At 43.2% G+C, this 22,278-nt stretch carries 16 protein-coding genes; 10 read left to right on the forward strand and 6 right to left on the reverse strand.

What is annotated here, in order from left to right:
• Positions 1–85: 85 nt before the first annotated feature.
• Complete coding sequence (locus NAF19_RS14780) at positions 86–1,837, forward strand: DUF6600 domain-containing protein (protein WP_252790836.1); 1,752 nt, start codon at positions 86–88, stop codon at positions 1,835–1,837.
• A gap of 188 nt (positions 1,838–2,025) precedes the next feature.
• Here the strand turns inward: NAF19_RS14780 and NAF19_RS14785 are convergent, their stop codons facing one another.
• On the reverse strand, positions 2,026–2,460 hold the full coding sequence (locus NAF19_RS14785; protein ID WP_252790837.1) for a DUF6526 family protein: 435 nt from the start codon (positions 2,458–2,460) through the stop codon (positions 2,026–2,028).
• Positions 2,461–2,591: 131 nt separating this feature from the next.
• On the opposite strand from NAF19_RS14785, the gene NAF19_RS14790 reads away from it, so the two are divergent.
• Both NAF19_RS14790 and NAF19_RS14795 read left to right on the forward strand, forming a co-directional pair.
• Entirely contained in the window at positions 2,592–3,455 is an 864-nt protein-coding gene (locus tag NAF19_RS14790; protein WP_252790838.1) for an aldo/keto reductase, read from the forward strand.
• A gap of 160 nt (positions 3,456–3,615) precedes the next feature.
• Positions 3,616–4,359, forward strand: a complete 744-nt coding sequence (locus NAF19_RS14795; protein ID WP_252790839.1) for a hypothetical protein — start codon at positions 3,616–3,618, stop codon at positions 4,357–4,359.
• A gap of 92 nt (positions 4,360–4,451) precedes the next feature.
• Here the strand turns inward: NAF19_RS14795 and NAF19_RS14800 are convergent, their stop codons facing one another.
• Positions 4,452–4,745: a YciI family protein gene (locus NAF19_RS14800; protein WP_252790840.1), complete on the reverse strand. Its 294-nt coding sequence runs from the start codon at positions 4,743–4,745 to the stop codon at positions 4,452–4,454.
• A 131-nt stretch (positions 4,746–4,876) separates the two neighbouring features.
• Here NAF19_RS14800 and NAF19_RS14805 point away from each other — a divergent pair, with 131 nt between their 5' ends.
• On the forward strand, positions 4,877–6,040 hold the full coding sequence (locus NAF19_RS14805; protein WP_252790841.1) for a galactokinase: 1,164 nt from the start codon (positions 4,877–4,879) through the stop codon (positions 6,038–6,040).
• 119 nt (positions 6,041–6,159) lie between these two features.
• Positions 6,160–6,702 carry an RNA methyltransferase gene (locus tag NAF19_RS14810; protein ID WP_252790842.1) on the forward strand — a complete coding sequence of 181 codons (543 nt, stop codon included), beginning with the start codon at positions 6,160–6,162 and terminating at the stop codon, positions 6,700–6,702.
• A gap of 69 nt (positions 6,703–6,771) precedes the next feature.
• Here NAF19_RS14810 and lpdA read toward each other — a convergent pair whose 3' ends face one another.
• Positions 6,772–8,160 (reverse strand): dihydrolipoyl dehydrogenase, encoded by a 1,389-nt coding sequence (gene lpdA / locus NAF19_RS14815; RefSeq protein WP_252790843.1) that lies wholly within the window; start codon positions 8,158–8,160, stop codon positions 6,772–6,774.
• A 501-nt stretch (positions 8,161–8,661) separates the two neighbouring features.
• Here lpdA and NAF19_RS14820 point away from each other — a divergent pair.
• Positions 8,662–11,985 (forward strand): TonB-dependent receptor, encoded by a 3,324-nt coding sequence (locus NAF19_RS14820; RefSeq protein ID WP_252790844.1) that lies wholly within the window; start codon positions 8,662–8,664, stop codon positions 11,983–11,985.
• Positions 11,986–12,252: 267 nt separating this feature from the next.
• On the opposite strand, the gene NAF19_RS14825 is transcribed toward NAF19_RS14820, so the two are convergent.
• Positions 12,253–12,942 carry a sterol desaturase family protein gene (locus NAF19_RS14825; protein ID WP_252790845.1) on the reverse strand — a complete coding sequence of 230 codons (690 nt, stop codon included), beginning with the start codon at positions 12,940–12,942 and terminating at the stop codon, positions 12,253–12,255.
• A gap of 10 nt (positions 12,943–12,952) precedes the next feature.
• Entirely contained in the window at positions 12,953–14,134 is a 1,182-nt protein-coding gene (locus NAF19_RS14830; RefSeq protein ID WP_252790846.1) for an AIR synthase related protein, read from the reverse strand.
• Positions 14,135–14,350: 216 nt separating this feature from the next.
• Between NAF19_RS14830 and NAF19_RS14835 the strand changes: the two genes are divergently transcribed.
• The gene (locus NAF19_RS14835; protein WP_252790847.1) at positions 14,351–15,739 is read left to right on the forward strand and encodes a chloride channel protein; all 1,389 of its coding nucleotides are present in this window, start codon (positions 14,351–14,353) and stop codon (positions 15,737–15,739) included.
• 146 nt (positions 15,740–15,885) lie between these two features.
• On the opposite strand, the gene NAF19_RS14840 is transcribed toward NAF19_RS14835, so the two are convergent.
• The gene (locus tag NAF19_RS14840; protein WP_252790848.1) at positions 15,886–18,060 is read right to left on the reverse strand and encodes a glutamine synthetase III family protein; all 2,175 of its coding nucleotides are present in this window, start codon (positions 18,058–18,060) and stop codon (positions 15,886–15,888) included.
• A 542-nt stretch (positions 18,061–18,602) separates the two neighbouring features.
• On the opposite strand from NAF19_RS14840, the gene NAF19_RS14845 reads away from it, so the two are divergent.
• From NAF19_RS14845 to NAF19_RS14855, 3 genes are all read left to right on the forward strand, one after another.
• A complete protein-coding gene (locus NAF19_RS14845) occupies positions 18,603–20,222 on the forward strand; it encodes an ammonium transporter (protein ID WP_252790849.1) in 1,620 nt (539 codons plus the stop codon).
• A gap of 224 nt (positions 20,223–20,446) precedes the next feature.
• Entirely contained in the window at positions 20,447–21,499 is a 1,053-nt protein-coding gene (locus tag NAF19_RS14850) for a porin (protein WP_252790850.1), read from the forward strand.
• Between the two features lie 64 nt (positions 21,500–21,563).
• Complete coding sequence (locus NAF19_RS14855; protein WP_252790851.1) at positions 21,564–22,178, forward strand: DUF4468 domain-containing protein; 615 nt, start codon at positions 21,564–21,566, stop codon at positions 22,176–22,178.
• Positions 22,179–22,278 lie beyond the last annotated feature (100 nt).

Consider the following 22,278-nt stretch of genomic DNA (forward strand, 5'->3'; position numbering starts at 1 on the left):
ATTATCATCATCCATTAAACTTAATAAATTTGCGGCTGTCATAAGTATATGAAATTATTATATACATATTAAACAGTTCCTTATCATGAAAAAGATATTTTATATATTCCCAATAGCCGCACTGATAAGTTCATGTTCGCCTATTGTATACACCAGTACCAATCCACAGCCGGTTTATACCGACCAGCCGCAATATGATAATCAGCCGCAATATGCCGACCAGCCAACCACCGACCAGGTATTTTATGATGAATTGAGCCCCTACGGCCAATGGATCGACTACCCGGACTATGGTTACGTATGGCAGCCAAATGTAGATGCCGATTTTAGACCCTATGATACCAATGGTAACTGGGTTTACAGCGATGCAGGCTGGACCTGGGTATCAAATTATAGCTGGGGCTGGGCTCCATTTCACTATGGTCGCTGGTTTTACGATGGCGGTTATGGATGGATGTGGCGGCCGGGCAATGAATGGGCACCTGCATGGGTAACCTGGGGCCAAAGCGGCGACTATTACGGTTGGGCACCATTGCCACCAAATGCCGGCTACAATGGCAACTGGAGGCCAAGAGACGAGGATTGGAGCTACGTGCATGCCGGTTATATGAACCGCCGCGGAGATATGAATCACTATGTGGTTAGGAACAACGTAACTATTATACATAATACAACAATTATTAATAATATTTATACCAACAATGGTGATAACCGCGACAGAAATGGCCACCGAGGGTTTAGCTACAATCGCGGTCCGCAGGTGAACGATGTTGAAACCAGGACACACAATACTATAAGGCCGGTTAGGATTGGTGTTATTAACAGGCCCGGTCAAACACTTGATAATAACCAACTGAACGTTTACAGGCCCGTTATAAACCGCCCGTCGCAGGACCAAAATGGTAAACGGCCGGCACCGCAGCGTGTAGTAACCTACAATAATAACGGTGATAACCGGAACCCGGGCAGTCAAAATTCAAGGGGGAACAACGGCCAGGGGAACCAGTATCCAAGACAAAATAATGGCCAGGGTAACCAAAACACAAACCCGCAGCAGGGACAGCCAAATACCAGGCCGGTAACTGACGATGGTACAAGATATCCAAGGCAGAATAATGGCCAGGGTAATCAAAATACAAACCCACAACAGGGTCTGCCAAATACCAGGCCGGTAACTGATGATGGTACAAGATATCCAAGGCAAAATAATGGGCAGGGTAATCAAAATCCAAACCCGCAGCAAGGAAATCAGAATCCTCAACAAGGACAAAACTCAAGGCCAGGCAACGGACAGGTTAATCCAAATCCCAACCCGCAGCAAGGGCAATACCCAAGGCCAGGCAACGGACAGGTTAATCCAAATCCAAACCCTCAGCAAGGACAATATCCAAGGCCAGGCAACGGACAGGTTAATCCAAATCCCAACCCGCAGCAGGGACAATATCCAAGGCCAGGTAACGGACAGGTTAACCAAAATCCAAACCCTCAGCAAGGGCAAAGCCCAAGGCCAGGTAATGGACAGGTTAACCCAAATTCAAACCCGCAGCAGGGACAATACCCAAGGCCGGGCAACGGACAGGTAAACCCAAATCCAAACCCGCAGCAGGGACAATATCCAAGGCCGGGCAACGGACAGGTAAACCCACAGGTTAACCCGCCGCAGGTACAAAGCCCACGGCCTAATGCAGGGCAGGTGAACCCTAACCCGCAGCCAGCCCCGCAAATTCAAAGACCGGCAACTAGGCCGGTAATTTTGCCAAAACCACAGCCGCGGGTACAGGAAAAGAAACCAGAACCGGTTAAACAACCAGAACAAAGGCCAGCAACACAGCAATAATTCAGCAAAAGGTGAAAAAAGCAAAAGGTTCTTACAGTTAATGTAAGAACCTTTTGCTTTAACTATTTATTTTCTTTCCGTCTTTCGGACTAAATGTAAGAGCCCTTAGCGTTTTTCTATTTAACTTCTCTTCTTACTTTTTTCCGTCTTTCGGACTTTACTGACTTTCCCGGACTTTCGGACTAAAACTACATCCTGTGATTATCTGCCCGCCAGTTTTTTATTTCCTGTTTAATTTCTTTAGGGGTAAGGTTTTCTTTGGCGGCCCTGTCGGCCAGCACCACGAACTCATCGTCGGGGGCAAAACGGAGTGCAATAACCTGTGCCATGGTTATACGGCTATCCAGGGGTTTGTGGGTTAAAATATAATGTCGCAGGCCCTCTTCGGCGCGGATGCTGCGATCTTGTGCTCTTAGCGGGAATTGCCGCATATACCAGAAAACAAACAGACCGCATATAAACAGCACGGCTATTAGTATGGAGTTGAGCATATCGTAGTGGGCTGCCCATTGCAGGTAAACATTTACCAGTGCGGTGATGGTGCCAAAAAGCAGAAGGCTGCTTAATATGAAATGATAACCGCTAACGTAGCGGGCGTGGTGGGTGTTATTTTGCTGTAACATGATGGTTTAAATTTTGAGCCAAGATACTACTATTTGATTTATAGGCTATCGTAAATTGCACTTTTAAACCAGCGTTAAAGAACAAATTGCGAAAATAGACGTTAATGTTTTTAACCAAAACGCAAACTAATATGACTAACTCACCAATTACATCCGAAAAAACATTTACCATAGGCAACGAATTAACCGTTAACCGAATGGGGTATGGCGCTATGCGCATAACCGGCAAAGGTATATGGGGCCCACCAAAAGACGAAGCCGAAGCCATAAGGGTTTTGCAGCGTGCCGTTGAACTTGGCGTTAACTTTATTGATACCGCCGATAGCTACGGTCCACATGTTTCGGAAGAACTGATTGTTGAAGCGCTTTTTCCGTACCCTGCTGATTTGGTTATAGGTACTAAAGGCGGTTTGTTGCGCACCGGACCCGATGCATGGCCGATAAACGCCAAACCCGACCACTTAAGAAAAGCATTGGAGGGGAGCCTGAAGCGACTAAAACTTGATCAAATTGACTTGTACCAATTGCATAGGATAGACCCGATTGTTCCGGCTGAGCAAAGTTTTGAATTTTTACAACAGGCGCAGCAGGAAGGTTTAATAAAACACATCGGCCTGTCGGAGATTGATGTAGACGTTATAAAAAAAGCGCAGGAGTATTTTGAAGTGGTATCCGTACAAAATATGTATAGCGTTGATAACCGCAAATGGGAGCACGTGCTGCAATATTGCAAGGCGCATCAAATCGCATTTATTCCATGGTTCCCGCTCAATGCAGGCAACGTGACCAGCCAGGATAAGTTGAAACAAATTGCCGATAAACATAATGCATCGGTTCACCAGGTAGCTTTAAGCTGGTTGCACAATCATTCGGATAATATTTTGCTGATTCCCGGCACATCAAGCGTAAAACACCTGGAAGAAAATATGGAAGCGGTAAATATTGACCTCACAGACGATGATGTTAACGTATTAAACAGCATAAACCCGCGATGATATGCCATAATGATTTAGTCTGAGGAAAATAAAAATCGCAAAAGACTATTCTTTTAATTTTGGCGTTGTTTTATTAACTAATTAATTATGAGTAAATTAAAATCATTTAAGCACAACAAATCCTTTTTTTGTACGTAAAAGGGCAAAACACAAACAAGCTATGAAAAAAATCACAATCCCCTTAATGATGTTACTATTGGCCGGCGCCATAGCATGTAACAAAAACGGCCTTCAAACCGATACTACTGCTAATGTTTCCGAATCTGACGCGGCGGACATGGTGGGCGCATCCTTGTCAGTTAATTCAAACGGACTGGCCAGCTTGAGTGACGACGTCACAATTAAATCGAAATGGTTTATAGATAATCACCTGACATGCGGAGCCACTAAAACAGATACGCTTACAAAAACAAGCCATCCCGGCGCGCCGGTAACATTTAGCTATGGTTTAGGCTACTCTTATACATTAAACTGTAACGCAAGTAATTTCCCCGATAACATTACAGGTAAGGTTAATTTTAGCGGCAGTCACAGTGGTCCTCACTTTTCATCGTCAAATACCGGCAATTTAATATTTAAGGTGGCCGGGTTAACACCTACAGCACCTAACTACGTTCTTAACGCAACTTTTATACAAAGCGGTTCGTTTATCTCGAAAAAAGACACTACCAATCACGGCAACGAGAATCTTAGCGTAGTAGTTCAGAATTTAAAATTCAACAAACCAATACCCACTATTGCAGGTGGCACAGCTACGTTTACTTTAACTGGTACAGTTCCTAAAAAAGGTGCTTTCAGCTATGCAGGTACATTAGTTTTTAACACCGATGGCACGGCCAAACTTACAGTTAACGGTTCAGTATTTATTATCAACCTGTTAACCGGCGAAAAAAGCAAGGGTTAGTCTAAAGTCTGAAGTCTTGAGTCTTTAGTCCGGGTAGTTTATTCTTTTAATAGAAGACTGACGACTATGGACTCAAGACTATAGACTTAATACTAACTCATCGGCGCCACCTTAAACGGCTTCACATCTACCGACTCCCAAATGCCCTGTGTAATATAGGGCTCATCCATTTTCCAGGCTTCCAGTTCTTCTTCGGTTTCAAATTGCATTACCATAACCGAGCCGATCATTTTGCCCTCATCGTTCAATATTGCCCCGCCAAAAATATAATTGCCCGTTTTTCTCATTTCAGCGCCTTTGTCTAAATGGTGCGGGCGAACGGCCATCCGGCGGTCTAAAGCGCCTGCATCGGTAAAGTCATACCCGGTGATCAAATACTGTTTCATGTTTAGTTAATTTAGGGTCAAGGTATTAATTTGTTAAACTTTTAAGAAACAATCGCAAAATAAAAGTAAATAATAACTGTTAGTTTTACATTTTTTACAATATTTGCAGTTCAACCAATTACCGATACTAAATGAAGCAATCTCTTACGCTGGAGTTTAACAGGATATTTAATAAAGAACCTCAAAACGCTTACTTTTCCCCTGGTCGCGTAAATTTAATAGGCGAACATATTGATTATAATGGCGGCCTGGTAATGCCCTGCGCCATAACTTTTGGTACTTATTTGCTGGTATCGCCAAATAGCGATGGTGTTTTCAGGTTCAGGAGTTTGAATTTTGATGAAAAGCTGGATGTACCTGTACAGAATGACTACACTAAAACAGATGAATTTTGGTTTAATTATCCGCTGGGTGTAATCGAGTATTTTTTAAAGGACGGTCACCCGGTTTCGGGTTTGGATATGCTTTTTTATGGTGACATTCCTATTAGTTCCGGGCTTTCGTCGTCAGCATCTATCGAGGTAGTTACCGCCTTTGCATTGAATGATTTGATGAGTAGCGGTTACAGCAAACTTGATTTGGTTAAGCTGGCCAAATCTGTAGAAAATAATTTTATCGGCGTTAACTGTGGTATAATGGACCAGTTTGCTGTTGCCTTCGGCGAAAAAAGCAAGGCCCTGATGTTGAACTGCGACACGCTGGATTATAAGGCTGTTGACAGCAATTTGGGCGAATATATCCTTGCAATAATAAACACCAACAAACCACGCAAACTGGCCGAATCGAAATATAACGAGCGGGTGCAGGAGTGCCAGGCGGCTTTGGCAGCATTACAACAGGAATTAGATATTAACAACCTTTGCGATATTGACACCGCAACCTTTAATAAACACAGCCATTTAATTACAGATAAAGTAGTTTACAACCGTGCCAAGCACGTAATTGAGGAAAACGACCGTGTTAAACTGGCTGCGGTTGCTTTAAGCCAAAATGACCTTAACGAATTTGGTCGTCTGATGTATGCTTCGCACGATTCGCTGCGCGATTTATATGAAGTAAGCGGAATAGAACTGGATGCGATAGCCGAATACAGTAAGATCGATGCCAATGTAGCGGGAGCCCGCATGACTGGCGCCGGCTTCGGTGGCTGTGGGATAGCTTTGGTTAAAGAATCGGCATATGAGGATTTTAGTAGAAATATCACCACTTATTATACTAATAAAATAGGTTACGCCCCTTCAGTTTACCGTTCACTTATTGGTGATGGGGTGGGGGTGATGAAGTCCGAAAGTTAGTAAAGTCCGGAAGTTCGAAAGAAGCGGCAAAAAAATATGCAAAAAGCCAGGAGAGCTAAATTTGCCTTTCGGCATTTTACCTTTCACCATTTGCCTTTCGCCTTTTACCTTTGCACTAAATGAAGAAACTAAAACTCGACGAACTAAACCGTGCTTCGGTAGCTGAATTTAAGGCGATGGAGAAATTTCCGGTAGCGGTAGTGCTTGACAATGTGCGCAGCATGCATAATATCGGCTCTATTTTTCGTACCGCAGATGGTTTTGCTGTTGAGCAGGTTTGCTTGTGTGGAATAACCGCCTGCCCGCCACACCGCGAAATTGAAAAAACTGCTCTTGGCGCCACACAATCTATCAACTGGAAATACTTTGAAACACCTCTGCAAGCAATTGAGCAACTTCGTAGTGAAGGTTATATAATTATAGCCGTTGAGCAGGCGCAAAATGCAACCATGCTGAACGAGTTTTCACCCAATATAGAGGCTAAATACGCTTTAATTTTCGGCAACGAAGTAAACGGTGTAAGCGAGGAGGTAATGGCAAACATTGATGCCTGTATCGAAATCCCCCAGTTTGGGACTAAGCATTCATTTAATATCGTAGTATCTGCCGGGATTGTTCTTTGGGATTTCTTCTCGAAGATGGTTGAGAAGAGTTTGCAGTAGCCAGTTTTCAGTTGGCAGTGAGCAATTGGTAAAAATACTGCCCACTGCCCACTGCTTACTGCCAACTTTTTATAGGTGTATCACCTCGCCATACGCATCAGCGGCAGCCTCCATAATGGCCTCGCTCATGGTTGGGTGCGGGTGTACTGATTTAATCATTTCGTGGCCGGTAGCTTCCAGTTTGCGGGCCACGACAACTTCGGCAAGCATTTCGGTTACGTTATGGCCAATCATGTGGGCGCCTAAAAACTCGCCGTACTTAGCATCAAATATCAGTTTTACAAAACCGTCTTTAGCGCCTGCTGCGCTTGCTTTACCCGATGCCGAGAATGGGAATTTACCAATCTTTAATTCGTAACCTGCTGCTCTCGCGGCTTTTTCGGTATAGCCGACAGAGGCAACTTCAGGCGAGCAATAAGTACAACCCGGAATATTATTATAATCAAGCGGATGCGGGTTTTGCCCGGCAATTTTCTCTACGCAAATAATGCCCTCGGCTGATGCTACGTGAGCAAGCGCCTGGCCCTTAACAATATCGCCTATAGCATAAACTCCTTCAACGTTGGTGCGGTAGTAATCGTCAACCACAACTTTACCGCGGTCGGTTTGTACGCCGTTTTCTTCGAGGCCAATGCCTTCAAGGTTAGTTGAAATACCAACTGCCGATAAAACTATTTCAGCCTCAAGTGTTTCGGTGCCGGTTGCAGTTTTAACCTGCACTTTGCAAACATCGCCGCTGGTATCAACCGACTCAACGTTTGAGCTGGTCATGATATTGATGCCTTGTTTTTTAAGTGTGCGGGCCAGTTGTTTTGAAACTTCTTCGTCTTCAAGAGGAACGATGTTATCTAAAAACTCAACTACAGTAACTTTGGTGCCTATTGCATTGTATACATAAGCAAACTCGATGCCTATAGCGCCCGAGCCAACCACGATCATTGATGCCGGTTTTTTAGGCAACACCATAGCCTGGCGGTAGCCAATTACTTTAACACCGTCTTGCTTTAAATTAGGCAATTCGCGCGAGCGGCCACCTGTAGCCAGTATGATATGTTTTGCAGATACGTCGGACGTTTCTCCGGCTGCGTTGGTTACGGTAACCGTGCCTTTGCTTTTTAACTTGCCGGTTCCCATAATAACGTCAATTTTGTTTTTGCGCATCAAAAACTGGACGCCTTTGCTCATGCCGTCGGCCACGCCGCGGCTCCTCTTTATCATTGCCTCAAAATCAACCTCGCTGCTGCCAACCTTAATACCATACTCGGCTGCATGGTTAATGTATTCAAATACCTCGGCGCTTTTTATCAGGGCTTTAGTGGGTATACACCCCCAGTTTAAGCAAACGCCGCCAAGCGACTCTTTTTCGATGATAGCGGTCTTTAAACCCAACTGCGAAGCGCGTATAGCAGCCACATAACCACCCGGACCTGAACCTATAACAATTAAATCGTAATTCATTTTTTGATTATAATGTTTTTAATAGTGAACTCTTTATACAATTTTTTGAAAATGGGATTTCAATTTCCCTTTTTACGAATGTGAAAGTTTTTATGTTTTGTTACCTGCCGGGCGGTCAAACCTGCTAACCATCCCGTCCCGATTTTTGGCGATAAAGCCCATTATGCGTTTACCCACTGCCTCCTTTTATCGCTTTAAAACCGATGCCAAAGCTAACTAAAAGCTGTCAAATGCTAAAATCAGAGAAATGTCTGTTTTATGAGGTTAAAACGGAAAGTAGACAAATACGATAGTCTTACTTACGTCCTTGAATCTAAATAAAATTTTGCGAAATATTACATTAAACAGCTTGTTATTTTCCTTAATGTATGTAAATAATTCGTTGCTGTTGAAAAGTTTATAATAAATATTAACATTAACTTAATATAGCCGATTATAGTTGTACCTATCTTTGCCCCACAATTTGATTAATTAACAGAATTTAAAATTAAAGAAACTACTATGAGGAAGTTTTTACTCTTTATTTTACTCTCAGGCATTACGTTTTTCATGACGAAAGATGTATCGGCCCAGGGCGTAACAACGGCCAGCGTTAACGGTATCGTTACCGACGCGAAAGGCCCGATTCCAGGTGCTACCGTTAGCATCACACACACACCTACTGGTACTGTTTATTCAACGGTAACACGTACCGACGGCCGTTTTAACCTTCCTAACTTAAGGGTAGGCGGACCGTACACATTTAAAGTAACCTTTATTGGTTACAAAGACAATGTTCAGGAAAACATTACACTTTCAATTGGCCAGGACCAACGGCTTGATACCAAATTGGAAGATAATACTACAACATTAGGCGAAGTAGTTATCAAGGCTTCGGGCAGTAAAGTGATAAACTCATCACGTACCGGCGCCCGCGAAACTGTTAACCGCCAGCAAATTGAGGCATTGCCTACACTTAACAGGTCATTGTCTGATTTTACAAAGCTTACACCATCAGCAAATGGCTTAAGTTTTGGCGGCCGCAGCGGTTTGTTTAACAATATTACTGTTGATGGTGCATTGTTTAACAACTCTTTTGGTCTATCGAGCACATTGGGCGGTCAAACAAACTCGCAGCCAATATCGTTAGATGCGATTGACCAAATACAGGTTGACATCGCTCCTTACGACGTTAGGCAGGGTAACTTTACCGGCGCAGGTGTTAACACAGTAGTAAAATCGGGTACCAACACATTTAAAGGTACAATATATGATTACTGGCGTGGTGTAGGCCTTACCGGCTACAGCGCGGGGGCTACAAATGTTAGCAAGATTCCGTTTAATTACCATACTGATGGTATCAGTTTAGGTGGCCCGATCATCAAAAATAAATTATTCTTCTTCCTGTCAGGCGAGCAGGAACGCGTGAGCAACCCTGCGTCAAGCTTTACTGCGGCCCCGGCACCTGGTCAGGGTGGCAGCGGCAGCGTGTCGCAAGCTGATGCGCAAACGCTTAACGCTATTGCTGCCAAGCTAAAAGGTTACGGTTATGACCCGGGACCTTACCAGAACTATAACTTTTTAACACACAGCGATAAAATAACTTTCAAGCTTGACTGGAACATAGACAAGAACAATACTTTAAGCGCGAAATATTTTTACCTGAAATCATTCAGGGATGCACCTCCGAGTAACTCAAACTCAGGCCCGTCAAACTTTGGTACCAGGGCTGCCGGAAAGTTTACGCTTCCGTTTTATGGAGCCGGTTACCGCATTAACAACAACTTTAACATAGGTATTGTTGAGTTGGATACCCGTATCAGCAGCAAAATATCAAACAGGGCAACAATCGGTTACTCAGCACTGCGCGATTTCCGCACGTTCCTGGGTACTACCGCCCTTCCGTTTGTTGATATTGGCAACGGTACTTCAGATGCAAATGGTAATATAGTAACAGCGCCAACTGCCAACTTAACATCGTTCGGTTCTGAAATATTTACAGCCGGCAACTTGTTAAGTACGAATATTGGCCAGTTTTCTGATGATTTAACCATATACTCAGGCAAACACGAATTTACATTTGGTACTAATGACCAGGTGCAGAGCTACACCAACGGTTTTGCCCCTAACTACAATGGCATATACATATTTAACTCCGCTTCGGACTTTTTAAATGATTTGCCTGCAAACCAATACGCAACACGTAACTCCGCTTTGCCTAGTGGAGCGTTCCCGTTTGCTAAAATAAAGGCTTACAACCTTAGCTTGTATGCGCAGGATAAATTCCACGTAACTGATAATTTAAGGTTAACTTACGGTTTGCGTGCTGATTATGACATATTCCCAACTACCCTTCAGAAAAACCCTAACGTAACAGGTATTACTTTCCAGCAGGGTATCCATGTTGACCCATCTGTATTGCCGAAAAACCGTATACAGTTGTCGCCGCGTGTAGGCTTTAACTGGGATGTTAACGGCGATGGTTCTACCCAGGTTCGTGGTGGTTCTGGTTTATTTGCCGGTTCTGTTCCTTTTGTATGGATATCTAACCAGGCTTCAAACAATGGCGTGTTGTTTGGTTCATACACTATCAACAAAAAGGATAACCCAGCCGACCCAAGGTTGAAATTCAATCCAGATCCGAACGCTAACCGCCCTGCTCCGGGAACAGCTGCAGCCAACACTTCTTACGAGCTTGACGTTGCGAATCCAAACCTTAAATATCCAAAAATCTGGAGAACTAACCTTGCTATCGATCAAAGATTGCCAGGTGGTCTGATAGGAACTATTGAAGGTGTTTACAGCAAAGACATAAACGCTATCTATCACCAAAACCTTGTGGTATCTGATGGCTTCAGCGTATTGCCTGGCCCTGAAGGACAAATCCAGTATACCAAGAGCAATACAACCACGCCAGCTGCATCGGCAACAGCGGCTAATCCTGCAATCACATCGTTGTACTACATGAACAACACCAGCAAAGGTTATTCGTACTTTATTACTGCACAGTTGCAAAAAAGCTTTACAAACGGCATATATGCTAATATAGCCTATACCCATAGTGGTTCGAAAGACGTTAACGATGGCGGTTCAACAGCCAGCACCATCTGGAGCTCGCGCCCAACTCCGGGTAACTCTAACGGCGATTACCTGTCGAACAGTTCATTTGTACAACCAAACCGCATAATTGCATCGCTTGCCTGGAAAAAAGAGTTCTGGCATCATACAGCTACCACGTTGGGCCTGATCTTCGAAATGGCTAATAACGGTGCTGTGTCGTACATCACTTCAGCCAACGCCGGTAACGACTTAAACCATGATGGCTCGACCACCAACGATTTAATGTTTGTGCCAAAAGCGCAAGGCGATATCGAACTGGTTAAAGATTTTGCTGCTGACCCACGTACACCAGATGAAATATGGAACCAGTTGAATTCATTTATCAGCCAGGATAAATACCTTAGCGCTCACAGGGGACAATTTACCCAGCGTAACGGTGTAGTATTACCTTACTTTAAAAGGCTTGACCTGCACTTTGCACAAGAGTTTTTTACGAACATTGGTAAAACTAAAAACTCTATACAATTTACTGCCGACTTCATTAACTTTGGTAACTTCTTAAACAAAAACTGGGGTTTATACAAGGATTCGTACAGCGGATTTAACAACGGCAGCACTACAGTTCTTAAATACCAGGGTATTGACCAGGCTACAGGCCACGCAACCTATTCATTCCCGTACCTTGATAAAACTAACCTGAAACCGGTTACTACATCATTCGTAAACGAAATCGGCCAGATTTCGCGTTACCAGGTACAATTAGGTGTAAGGTACACATTCAATTAATATCACCTTTAACCGCATAATAGAAAAGGCCCGGGCAAACTTCCGGGCCTTTCTTGTATCAAAACATTTAAGTTTGTAATGGAAGAGTTTGTGAAATTTACTACGCATAAAGAATTGGATGAAGAAAATAATCCTACTGATATTGAGCGATATAATCGCGGGATAGAAGAAGCCCGTAGTCAGGGTTAAGGCGGGTGATTTTTATTCGCTGAAGTAAGTTGAGGAAATGGCGAAAGAGTGGTAGTGAAACAACGAAAATATATCGTATTAGTCCTTATAAGTCCTAAATAACTTATCCCATAAGTTAGTATAAAAACCAAAATTGTAATTTACATCAAGGTGGTGCGTGTGGTGAAAAGTTGACGTGCCGAGGTATTTGAAGACAGGCTTGTTACGCGTATTGGCAGACAAGGGCTCAATGCCTAAATGCCCAATGATGCCGAAGATAACGTTTGCTGCCAGGTAAATTGCAATGGCATAAAAATTAAAGCTATTCAAAGAGATAACCGCGAGCCACAAAGCACCAAAACTTACCGTTTCCAGCGGATGAAGTACGAATAAATCGATGGGGATAGGGTGCTGGTACTGGTGATGAAAGCGGTGGATTATTTTATAAACTGCTGAATGGTGAATAGCGTAATGAAAAATATACATTGCCAAATCCATCAATATAAAAACAATGAAGAAATCAGCCACCAACCGCCAGTTTTGGTCGAAGCTAAAGCTAATATAATGGTGTTTCCACAACCAAAAACCTGAAAATGTTATAGCCGTATTAAACAGGTTGGTGATTAGGCAAATTCGCCACTCTTTCCCTGATGCGGGTTTTGCAGGTTTTTTAAGCAGCTTGAGAATAGTCCAGCCGGCAAATAAAGCTATTGCCGTTACTGCAAAATTTTCCGCCAAAAAAATCACCCATAAGCTTAGTGGCGATTGTGACGACAGAAAATGCAGCATGAATTTTGCTTTAATTATACACAAACTCCCCAAACTCCGACGTTATCGTTACCTGCTTTTTATCAGCAGCTTCAACCCGCCCGATAATTTTTGCATCAACCCCAAAACTTTCCGAAATGTTTATCAAGTCATCAGCAATTTCCTGTGGTACATAAAGCTCCATTCGGTGCCCCATGTTGAATACCTTGTACATTTCCTGCCAGCTGGTTTTTGATTCCTGCTGTATAAGGTTAAACAACGGTGGAACCGGGAACAGGTTATCTTTTATGATATGCAGGTTATCGATAAAATGCAGCACTTTGGTTTGCGCGCCGCCGCTGCAGTGAACCATGCCATGTATGCTATCGCGATGCGCATCAAGCATTTTTTTGATGATAGGAGCGTAAGTACGGGTTGCTGATAGCACGAGCTTGCCGGCCGTTACGCTTTGGCTGTCGCCGATATCAATTAAATCAGTAAGGTTTTTACTACCTGAAAAGATTAATTCGTACGGAATAGCCGCATCATAGCTTTCAGGGTATTTATCCGCAATGGTTTTATTAAAAACGTCGTGCCGGGCTGAGGTGAGGCCGTTTGAGCCCATGCCGCCGTTGTATTCCTTTTCGTAGGTAGCCTGCCCGTATGATGCCAGGCCGACGATGACATCCCCGGGTTGTATACGGTGATTGGATATTACGTCACTTTGTTTCATGCGGCAGGTAACGGTAGAGTCGACGATGATGGTCCGTACCAGGTCGCCTACATCGGCAGTTTCGCCACCTGTGGAGTAGATGCCGATGCCTGCTTGCCTCAATTCGGCCAGGATTTCTTCGGTGCCGTTTATTATAGCGGCAATCACTTCGCCGGGGATAAGGTTTTTGTTGCGACCTATGGTTGATGACAGCAGGATATTATCGGTTGCACCCACACAAAGCAAATCGTCAAGGTTCATAATAATAGCATCCTGTGCTATGCCCCGCCAAACAGAAATATCGCCTGTTTCTTTCCAGTAAGTGTATGCTAATGACGATTTGGTACCCGCGCCATCGGCATGCATTATATTGCAATATAATGGGTCATTGGTTAAAATATCGGGCACAATTTTGCAAAAAGCCTTTGGAAAGATGCCTTTGTCGATATTTTTTATAGCATTATGTACATCATCTTTCGAGGCCGAAACACCCCTTTGGTCATATCTTTGCGAAGAACTCATAAGCACCGAATTAAAAAGGCACGAATTTCACGAATTATTTCGAATTAGACGAATTGAGTTAGCACTAATTTTTGCGAACGAAGTCGAATTACACGAATCCGATTTGAGAAAATTCGGGCTAATTCGTGAAATTCGCATCATAGGATTACATTTGCACTATTGTTAACACATACCGGCCGGTATTTTGTTCAACAGAAGTAATACCCCCGCTGCTACATGAAATTCATCACCTGGCTTCGTCTTCAACTCAAAACCGCGTTCGATAGGATACGCAATGAAAACTTAAAAAAGAATGCACTGCAGGCTATACCATTTTGGTTTGCCTCAATAATTACCGGCTTGCTGGCAGTTTTGTATACAAAGCTGTTTGTTGCTGCGGAGGATTTAACAACGTTTGTTTTTACGCACCATGCCTGGATGCTTTTTATATTGTCGCCGGTATGTTTTGTGTTTGCCTGGTGGCTGGTACATCGTTTTTCACCTTACGCGCGGGGAAGCGGTATTCCGCAGGTAATGGCAGCCATACAGATTTCATCGCCCAAAACTGTAAAGATTGTCGATAAGCTTTTGGGTTTTCGCATTATTATAGTAAAGGTATGCTCAAGCCTGGTGATGGCGGTTGGCGGCGGCGCCATAGGCAGGGAAGGGCCTACTATTCAAATTGCCACGTCGGTATACAAAATTGTTTACCAGGTGTTGCCAAAATGGTGGCCAAAAATAGCTAAGAAAAATATGATGGTAACCGGGGCAGCGGCAGGTTTAGCCGCGGCTTTCAACACACCGCTTGGCGGTATAGTATTTGCCATTGAGGAACTTACAAAAACCCATTTTAGCTATTATAAAACAGCAATTTTTTCGTCGGTGATTATCGCCGGACTTTCAGCACAGGCGCTACTTGGTCCATATTTATACCTGGGATATCCTAAAGTCGACGGTTTGTCGGGCTATATATTTTTAGGCGTGGCACTGGTTGCTGTTATTTCCGGGCTATGCGGTAGCGGAATGTCAAAACTGGTGCTGTTCATTTTTAAATTTAAGGCAAAGTTTAAATCTCATTGGCACCATGTTATTTATGTAGTTGCTTGCGCGCTTATTTTGGCATCGATGGCATTTTTTATCGATAAAGTTGCGTTAGGGTCGGGAAAGGATATTATGGAGACGACGTTATTTACAACGCATAAATATGTTGCGTGGTACACGCCCCTGTTACGGATAGGGGGCACATTGGTTTCATTTACTGCAGGTTCGGCAGGCGGCATATTCGCGCCTGCACTTGGAGCAGGGGCAAGCGTCGGTTCACTGATGGCATCGTGGTTTAATGTAACCGAAGCCAACGCGAACCTGCTTATTTTAGCTGGCATGGTTGGTTTTTTAACCGGCGTTACCAGGTCGCCATTTACATCGGTTATATTGGTGCTGGAGATGACCAATAGCCATAATATCATTTTTCATTTGATACTTGCCGGAATGATTGCAAGCCTCGTATCGATATTAATTGATAAGCACTCGCTATATGACCACCTCAAAGTGCAATATATTAAGGAACTAAATACCCCGGAGGAGATGGAACTGACGGAACAGGTGGAAAATAGTAACGCGAATTGAAAGACACGAATTTCACGAATTAGTTCGAATTTTATCAAATTAACCTTATGGAGTCGGTTTTAGGGACCAGTTCCGGTTCAACTTGCTTTGATTCGCGCTAATCTAATTCGTAAAATTCGATTTAATTCGTTAAAATTAGTGCCCAATTATTTTATAAACAGCAACTCTCTAAACTTCGGCAATGGCCATAACGAATCATCCACCAACTGCTCCAGCTTATCCACGTGATAGCGTATTGGCTGGAAGAATGGTTTTACTTTTTCATCGTACTCTATCGCCTTGTCGCGGATGTCTTCAATGGTATTGGCTTTTTTACGGGCATTCACCATTTGGTCGATATCGGTTTGAATCGCGTTAACGTGCTCTGATATTTTCATGATGATATCCAGCTGCGTTTTGTAGGTTTCTTTATCAAGCCCAAGGTCTTTTAAGCCCCTGGCATTTTCAACCAGCTTGCTTTGGTAGGTTAGGGCAGCGGGGATAATTACGTTAGTACCTAATTCGCCAATTACACGGGCCTCAATCTGTAATTTTTTGTAAAAGCTATCTAACAAAATCTCGTGCCTGGCGTGCGACTCTCTTTTCGAGAAAACACCTGTGTCGGCAAATAAATAGTCGGTTTTGTCTGACAGCATCGCATCCAGCGCTTTGGGCGTAGTTTTTATATTGGCCAATCCGCGTAACGCAGCTTCAGCTTCCCATTCCGCACTGTAGCCATTGCCTTCAAAGCGAATGTTCTTCGACTCTTTGATATAGCGTTTTATCACATATAGCAATGCCACATCTTTTTTCTCGCCTTTCTTTATCAGCTTATCTACATCGTATTTAAACTTTTTAAGCTGGTCGGCCACTATCAGGTTCAGTACTGTCATCGGGCTGGCAGAATTTGCAGAAGAACCAACGGCCCGCAATTCAAACTTATTGCCAGTAAAAGCAAACGGCGAGGTGCGGTTGCGGTCGGTATTATCCTTTAATATCTGCGGTATTTTAGGGATACCCTGCCATAACAGCGCGTCTTCTTTTATTTTTTTGCTGATGCGAGATGTTTCAATTTCATCCAGCACGTCGCTCAGCTGGCTGCCGAGGAATATGGATATGATTGCAGGCGGCGCCTCATTGGCCCCTAAACGATGGTCGTTATTTACCGATGCGATAGATGCCCGCAGCAAATCGGCATGTTCGTACACTGCCCTGATAGTATTTACAAAAAATGTAAGGAACATCAAGTTGTTTTTTGGCGTCTTGCCCGGCGACAACAGGTTTTTACCGGTATTGGTTATCATCGACCAGTTGTTGTGTTTGCCCGAGCCATTGATGCCTGCATACGGTTTTTCGTGCAGTAACACCTTAAAGTTATGGCGTTTGGCCACCCTGTCCATCAAATCCATCAGCAGTTGGTTATGGTCAATGGCAAGGTTTATTTCTTCGTAAATAGGTGCGCACTCAAATTGTGAGGGTGCAACCTCATTGTGGCGTGTTTTTAGCGGAATGCCTAATAATAAGGCTTCTGTTTCCATGTCCTGCATAAATGCGTACACCCGCTCAGGTATCGAGCCAAAATAATGGTCCTCCAGTTGCTGGTTTTTGGCGGACATGTGGCCAAACAGCGTCCGTCCGGTTAGATACAAATCGGGGCGTGCATTAAATAAGGCTATATCAACCAAAAAGTACTCTTGTTCAATTCCCAGCGATGCATTAACCTTTTCAATGCTTTTATCAAAATAATGGCAAACGTCAACGGCGGCTTTATCAAGCACATTCAATGCCTTTAATAAAGGCACCTTATAATCCAGTGCTTCGCCGGTGTATGAAACAAATACAGTCGGGATGCAAAGTGTACGCGCCATTATAAAGGCAGGGGATGATGGATCCCATGCGGTATAACCGCGTGCTTCGAATGTATTGCGGATACCGCCGCTTGGGAAACTTGATGCATCAGGTTCCTGTTGGGCCAATGCATCGCCCGAAAATCTTTCGATTGCGCCGCCATCGCCGGTAGGCTCAAAAAAGGCATCGTGCTTTTCAGCAGTTGAGCCCGTAAGCGGTTGAAACCAGTGGGTATAATGCGTAGCGCCTTTTCCCATAGCCCATGAACGCATGGCTGAGGCAACCTGCTCCGCCATATCGCGGGGGATGGGTTCGCCTTTATCAATAGAATTGATGATGCCCTGGTATGCTTCGGACGACAGGTATTCTTTCATTTTCTTTTTATCGAAAACGTTTGCTCCAAAAAAGTCGGAGATTTTTTGGGAAGGAAATTTCACCTCGGGTATGCCCCTGGTAAGTACTGCCTGCAAAGCCTGGAAACGAATATTGCCCATGAAACTGATTTTAAAGGTTATGGTCAAAAATAAAACTATACTTTATTATATATACAGATTTTAAAATAAATATGAAAAAAAGTGTATTTTTTTTAAAAGCAACTCAATTTTTACCCGTTTAGGAGTGTTTGTGGTTAGATTTTGGCTTTTTTGATGGTTTTAATGCGTTAATTTGCTAATTTTTATGATGAAATTTAAATTTTAAACGGTTATTTATTGATTTAATATGAGTTTTATGTTTTTTGACATCTGTTTTTTGCTATCATAAATTTGTCATTATTAATAATTCAAAAAATCATTGTTTTTTAGGTGTAAATTTATTAATTTGATAAAAATGTAAATTTTAATGTTAAATTATTGTTGTAAAATTTGTTTTTATTAAAATTCATCCATAATTTCATAGAAAAATTTATAAAAACGATGTGTTTGTTAAATATTTCGCAAAAAATCAGCAATAATCACACGGAATCAAACAAAATAAGACTAGCGTAAAAAAATCACCTTAAATAATATCAATCAAACTAAATTAAACTAATCAAACAATGAAAGTGAAAACTACAAAGGACGGCTTGCTCAGTTCGGTCCGACAACTGACACGAGAAAAATGGCAACTTGGCGCTACTATTTTTGCGGGGAAAATGATAGGCCTTGGCCTTATCGTATTTGCAATGATGACATTGCCAGGAATTTTTGGTACAAAGGCACACGCTGCTGCCGAAGTGTACACTGCGCACGAAACATCATTAATTAATACAGTTAACACAGTGTGGACACTGGTTGCTGCTTTCCTTGTATTTGGTATGCAAGCTGGTTTCGTTATGCTTGAGGCTGGTTTTGCCCGCAAGCGCGAAACTGTAAACGTATTGATGGAGTGTGTTTTTGATACCTGCCTTTGCGGAATTTTATTTTATGCTGTTGGTTACGCATTTATGTTTGGCCATGGTAACGGCTTTATCGGTTGGGGTGGCTTAGGCGCCGACGGTAAAACCATCACCAACTGGTTCTTTCTTCAAAATACACCTTTAACTTACGAAGGTACAGGTATCCCCGTATTGGCCCACTGGATTTTCCAGTATGCATTTGCTGATACCTGCTCAACCATCGTTTCTGGTGCAATGATCGGTCGTACCAGCTTCCGTGGCGATATTCTATATTCAATTGGTATTACAGGGTTCATCTACCCAATTATAGGCCACTGGGCTTGGGGGCCTGATGGTTTCCTTGCGCTGATGGGAACCGCCGGAAACTTCCTCCCATCTTTAGGCCAGGGCTTCCGCGATTTTGCAGGCTCAACAGTTGTACACACCATTGGTGGTATGGCGTCATTAGCAGGTGCAATAGTATTAGGCCCTCGTTTAGGCCGTATTTTTGCCCGCGATAACAAAGAAAAAGGCGGACTACCTCCGGGTCACAACTTATTGGTTGCCGCTGTGGGTGGTTTTATACTATGGTTTGGCTGGTATGGTTTTAACCCTGGCAGTACATTGTCTGCTATGGATGGCCAGGGTATTGGTCGCGTTGCTGCAAATACTACACTTGCTGCCTGCTCCGCAGGTTTCACAGCCATGCTTGCTGCGTTATGGTGGGGTCCGACAAAAGGAAAATTTGATTTGGCATTTACTGTAAATGGTTTCCTTGCCGGTTTGGTTGCTATTACATGCCCATGTTACTGGGTTAGCCCATTAGGCGCCCTAATGCTGGGAGCAGTTGCAGGTTTCATAGTATTTGCAGGCGTTTATATTTTCGAATGGTTCCGTATTGACGATCCGGTTGGTGCAGTTTCTGTACACGGCTTAAGTGGGATATGGGGTACATTGTCATTAGGATTATTTGCAAGTGGCCAGTATGGCGCTACAGGCCCGACTGGCGCCGATAACTCTGCACCGGTTGCCGGTTTGTTTTACGGTGGTGGCACGCACGTACTTGTGGCCCAGGCTATAGGTACCTTTACAATTGCCATTGCGGTTTTTGTGGTAACTTTTGTAATGATGTTTATCATCAACAAATTACCGAACCCATGGAGATTACGTGTTGAAGAACATGGCGAAGCAGGTGTTGGTGGTCTTGACGTATTCGACCACGGTATTGAAGTATACCCACCACAGGAAGATGAAGTTAGCTTAAGCGGTTTGTTTGAAACAGGCGCTAAGGTTACTGCATAACCTTAAAATATATACCCTTATGCGGCTGGTTTTTGATTCTGCAATTACCATCCTTTTACAACCGGCCGCATAAGGGTTCTTTTAAAATAATAACACTTTATTAAAAGTAATGCTGAATTAAAGCTAAATAATTCAGATACAGGATTTCTATGCTTTAACAATTTCAAATCAATCAAAATTTCAAATCAATCAAAACAAATTCAACTTTCAATCAACTCATTATCATGAAAAAAAGATTTTTACTTTGTACTGTACTTGCCGCATCACTTGCTACTTTTAAAGCCACTGCGGCTTCAATGCCGGCCGACACCGGTAAGACCGCTGCTCCGGCAGCAGACCCGCCCCTGGTATTTTCAGGTTCGGTAGATACTTATTACAAAGCTGATTTTTCGGGACATTCAAATATCCCAACCAGCTTTGCAAACGAAAACAATTCCATATCGATAGGCATGATTGACCTTGCCCTGAAAAAAAAGGTAGGCAAAGCAGCTTTTGTTGGGGAGCTTTCTTTTGGTCCCCGCAGCGATCAATCTATCCCAACTTCGGGCTATCACATCCAAAATTTGTATGTATCGTATGATGTAACTGATAAATTCAACCTTACCGCGGGTTATATGGCCACGTTTGTTGGTTACGAGGTGATATCGCCTGCAGGTAATTTTAACTATTCAACATCGTACCTGTTCACCAGCGGCCCGTTCCAAAATGCCGGCTTTAAAGCCACTTATGCATTTAGCGATAAAGTAAGCTTAATGGCAGGTATCTTTAACAACCAGTGGAATTACTACTCGTCGCTAAACGCCGCTAAAACCGGTAGTGGAGATGTGTCAACCTTTGGTGCGCAATTAATGGTTGCCCCTGTGAAAGGCTGGACAGCTTATTTAAACCTGGTAACCGGCTCATATTCGGGTACTGAATTCGACCTTACAACTGCCTATCAAATTACTAATGCATTTAAATTGGGTGTAAACGCTGCAACATTCTCTGCTCCAAACAATGGTGGTGGTTTTGAAGGTGTAGCATTATATCCTCAAATAGCTGTATCACCAATTGTAACCTTCGGTTTACGCGGTGAGTACTTTAAAGTAAAAGATAACGGTGGCGATGTGAAAGCTATTACTGTTACCTCGAACATTAAAGCTGGTCCGTTAACTGTTATTCCGGAAGTAAGGTTTGACACAAAGAGCGATGCTTTTGGTGCGGCATTTACCGACAGCAATGGCCTGGCAAGCAAACATGCATCACAGTTTGTACTGGCTGCGGTTTACGCATTCTAATATTTCAACCAAAATATTTTCAAGGAGCCGCTCTCATGCTAGGGAGCGGCTTTATATTTGTAATATGAAAAAACTTACAGCCGTTTTAGTATTTGTACTGTTTGCAGGAGCGGCGTTTGCCCAAAAAGATTCGCTTGCCTTCGACGAGAATAACAAATACATTTATTACCAGGTGGTGCAGCAACCGGGAACGATTAAAGATACTCTTTTCAATCGTGCGCAATATTTCTTCAAGAAAGCCGATCCGGCGACGGCGCTTTCTCTACTTAGTATGCATGAGGAGGAAGATTCGCGTACAAAAGAAAAATCGTTTGCATTAATGGGCTCGGGTAAGTTCCTGGTATCAAAAAAAACGCTGCTGACATCGCACGAAGATGGCTCGGTATCATTTACCCTAAGAATTGATATAAGGGACGGGAAATACCGTTATTGGCTAACAGACTTTGTGTTTAACCCTTACCAGCGTAACAGGTATAACGTCTACGAGTCTATTCCGGGTATTTATATCCCGCTTGAAAAACCGGAAGGTAAAATTGAAAAGAAGGATTTAGCTGCTTACTTGAATGGTGTATTAACTTCAAGCCTTAAAATAGGCGAAAAATTGAAGGAATATATGACGAAGGTTTCAGCGATTAAAAAGGATATTGGGGTAAAGAAGATATCGACGAAGGATTGGTAGCACGGAATTTAGGGTAGGGGCATATTGCATACGCCCTCTACTTTGTACATCCAGGGCTTATGCAACACGCCCTCTACAACAAACCAAAAAAGCTGCACCG

Source organism: Mucilaginibacter flavidus (assembly GCF_024055575.1).
In the GTDB taxonomy this organism is placed as follows: Bacteria; Bacteroidota; Bacteroidia; order Sphingobacteriales; family Sphingobacteriaceae; genus Mucilaginibacter; species Mucilaginibacter flavidus.

Excerpts from the sequence above, each read along its gene's own strand:
- NAF19_RS14790 (WP_252790838.1), top strand. The coding sequence starts at position 2,592 with ATGACTAACTCACCAATTACATCCGAAAAAACATTTACCATAGGCAAC.
- NAF19_RS14840 (WP_252790848.1), bottom strand. The coding sequence starts at position 18,060 with ATGGGCAATATTCGTTTCCAGGCTTTGCAGGCAGTACTTACCAGGGGC.
- NAF19_RS14800 (WP_252790840.1), bottom strand. The coding sequence starts at position 4,745 with ATGAAACAGTATTTGATCACCGGGTATGACTTTACCGATGCAGGCGCT.
- NAF19_RS14785 (WP_252790837.1), bottom strand. The coding sequence starts at position 2,460 with ATGTTACAGCAAAATAACACCCACCACGCCCGCTACGTTAGCGGTTAT.
- NAF19_RS14845 (WP_252790849.1), top strand. The coding sequence starts at position 18,603 with ATGAAAGTGAAAACTACAAAGGACGGCTTGCTCAGTTCGGTCCGACAA.
- NAF19_RS14805 (WP_252790841.1), top strand. The coding sequence starts at position 4,877 with ATGAAGCAATCTCTTACGCTGGAGTTTAACAGGATATTTAATAAAGAA.
- NAF19_RS14835 (WP_252790847.1), top strand. The coding sequence starts at position 14,351 with ATGAAATTCATCACCTGGCTTCGTCTTCAACTCAAAACCGCGTTCGAT.
- NAF19_RS14780 (WP_252790836.1), top strand. The coding sequence starts at position 86 with ATGAAAAAGATATTTTATATATTCCCAATAGCCGCACTGATAAGTTCA.
- NAF19_RS14850 (WP_252790850.1), top strand. The coding sequence starts at position 20,447 with ATGAAAAAAAGATTTTTACTTTGTACTGTACTTGCCGCATCACTTGCT.
- NAF19_RS14855 (WP_252790851.1), top strand. The coding sequence starts at position 21,564 with ATGAAAAAACTTACAGCCGTTTTAGTATTTGTACTGTTTGCAGGAGCG.
- NAF19_RS14830 (WP_252790846.1), bottom strand. The coding sequence starts at position 14,134 with ATGAGTTCTTCGCAAAGATATGACCAAAGGGGTGTTTCGGCCTCGAAA.
- NAF19_RS14795 (WP_252790839.1), top strand. The coding sequence starts at position 3,616 with ATGAAAAAAATCACAATCCCCTTAATGATGTTACTATTGGCCGGCGCC.
- NAF19_RS14820 (WP_252790844.1), top strand. The coding sequence starts at position 8,662 with ATGAGGAAGTTTTTACTCTTTATTTTACTCTCAGGCATTACGTTTTTC.
- NAF19_RS14810 (WP_252790842.1), top strand. The coding sequence starts at position 6,160 with ATGAAGAAACTAAAACTCGACGAACTAAACCGTGCTTCGGTAGCTGAA.
- lpdA (WP_252790843.1), bottom strand. The coding sequence starts at position 8,160 with ATGAATTACGATTTAATTGTTATAGGTTCAGGTCCGGGTGGTTATGTG.
- NAF19_RS14825 (WP_252790845.1), bottom strand. The coding sequence starts at position 12,942 with ATGCTGCATTTTCTGTCGTCACAATCGCCACTAAGCTTATGGGTGATT.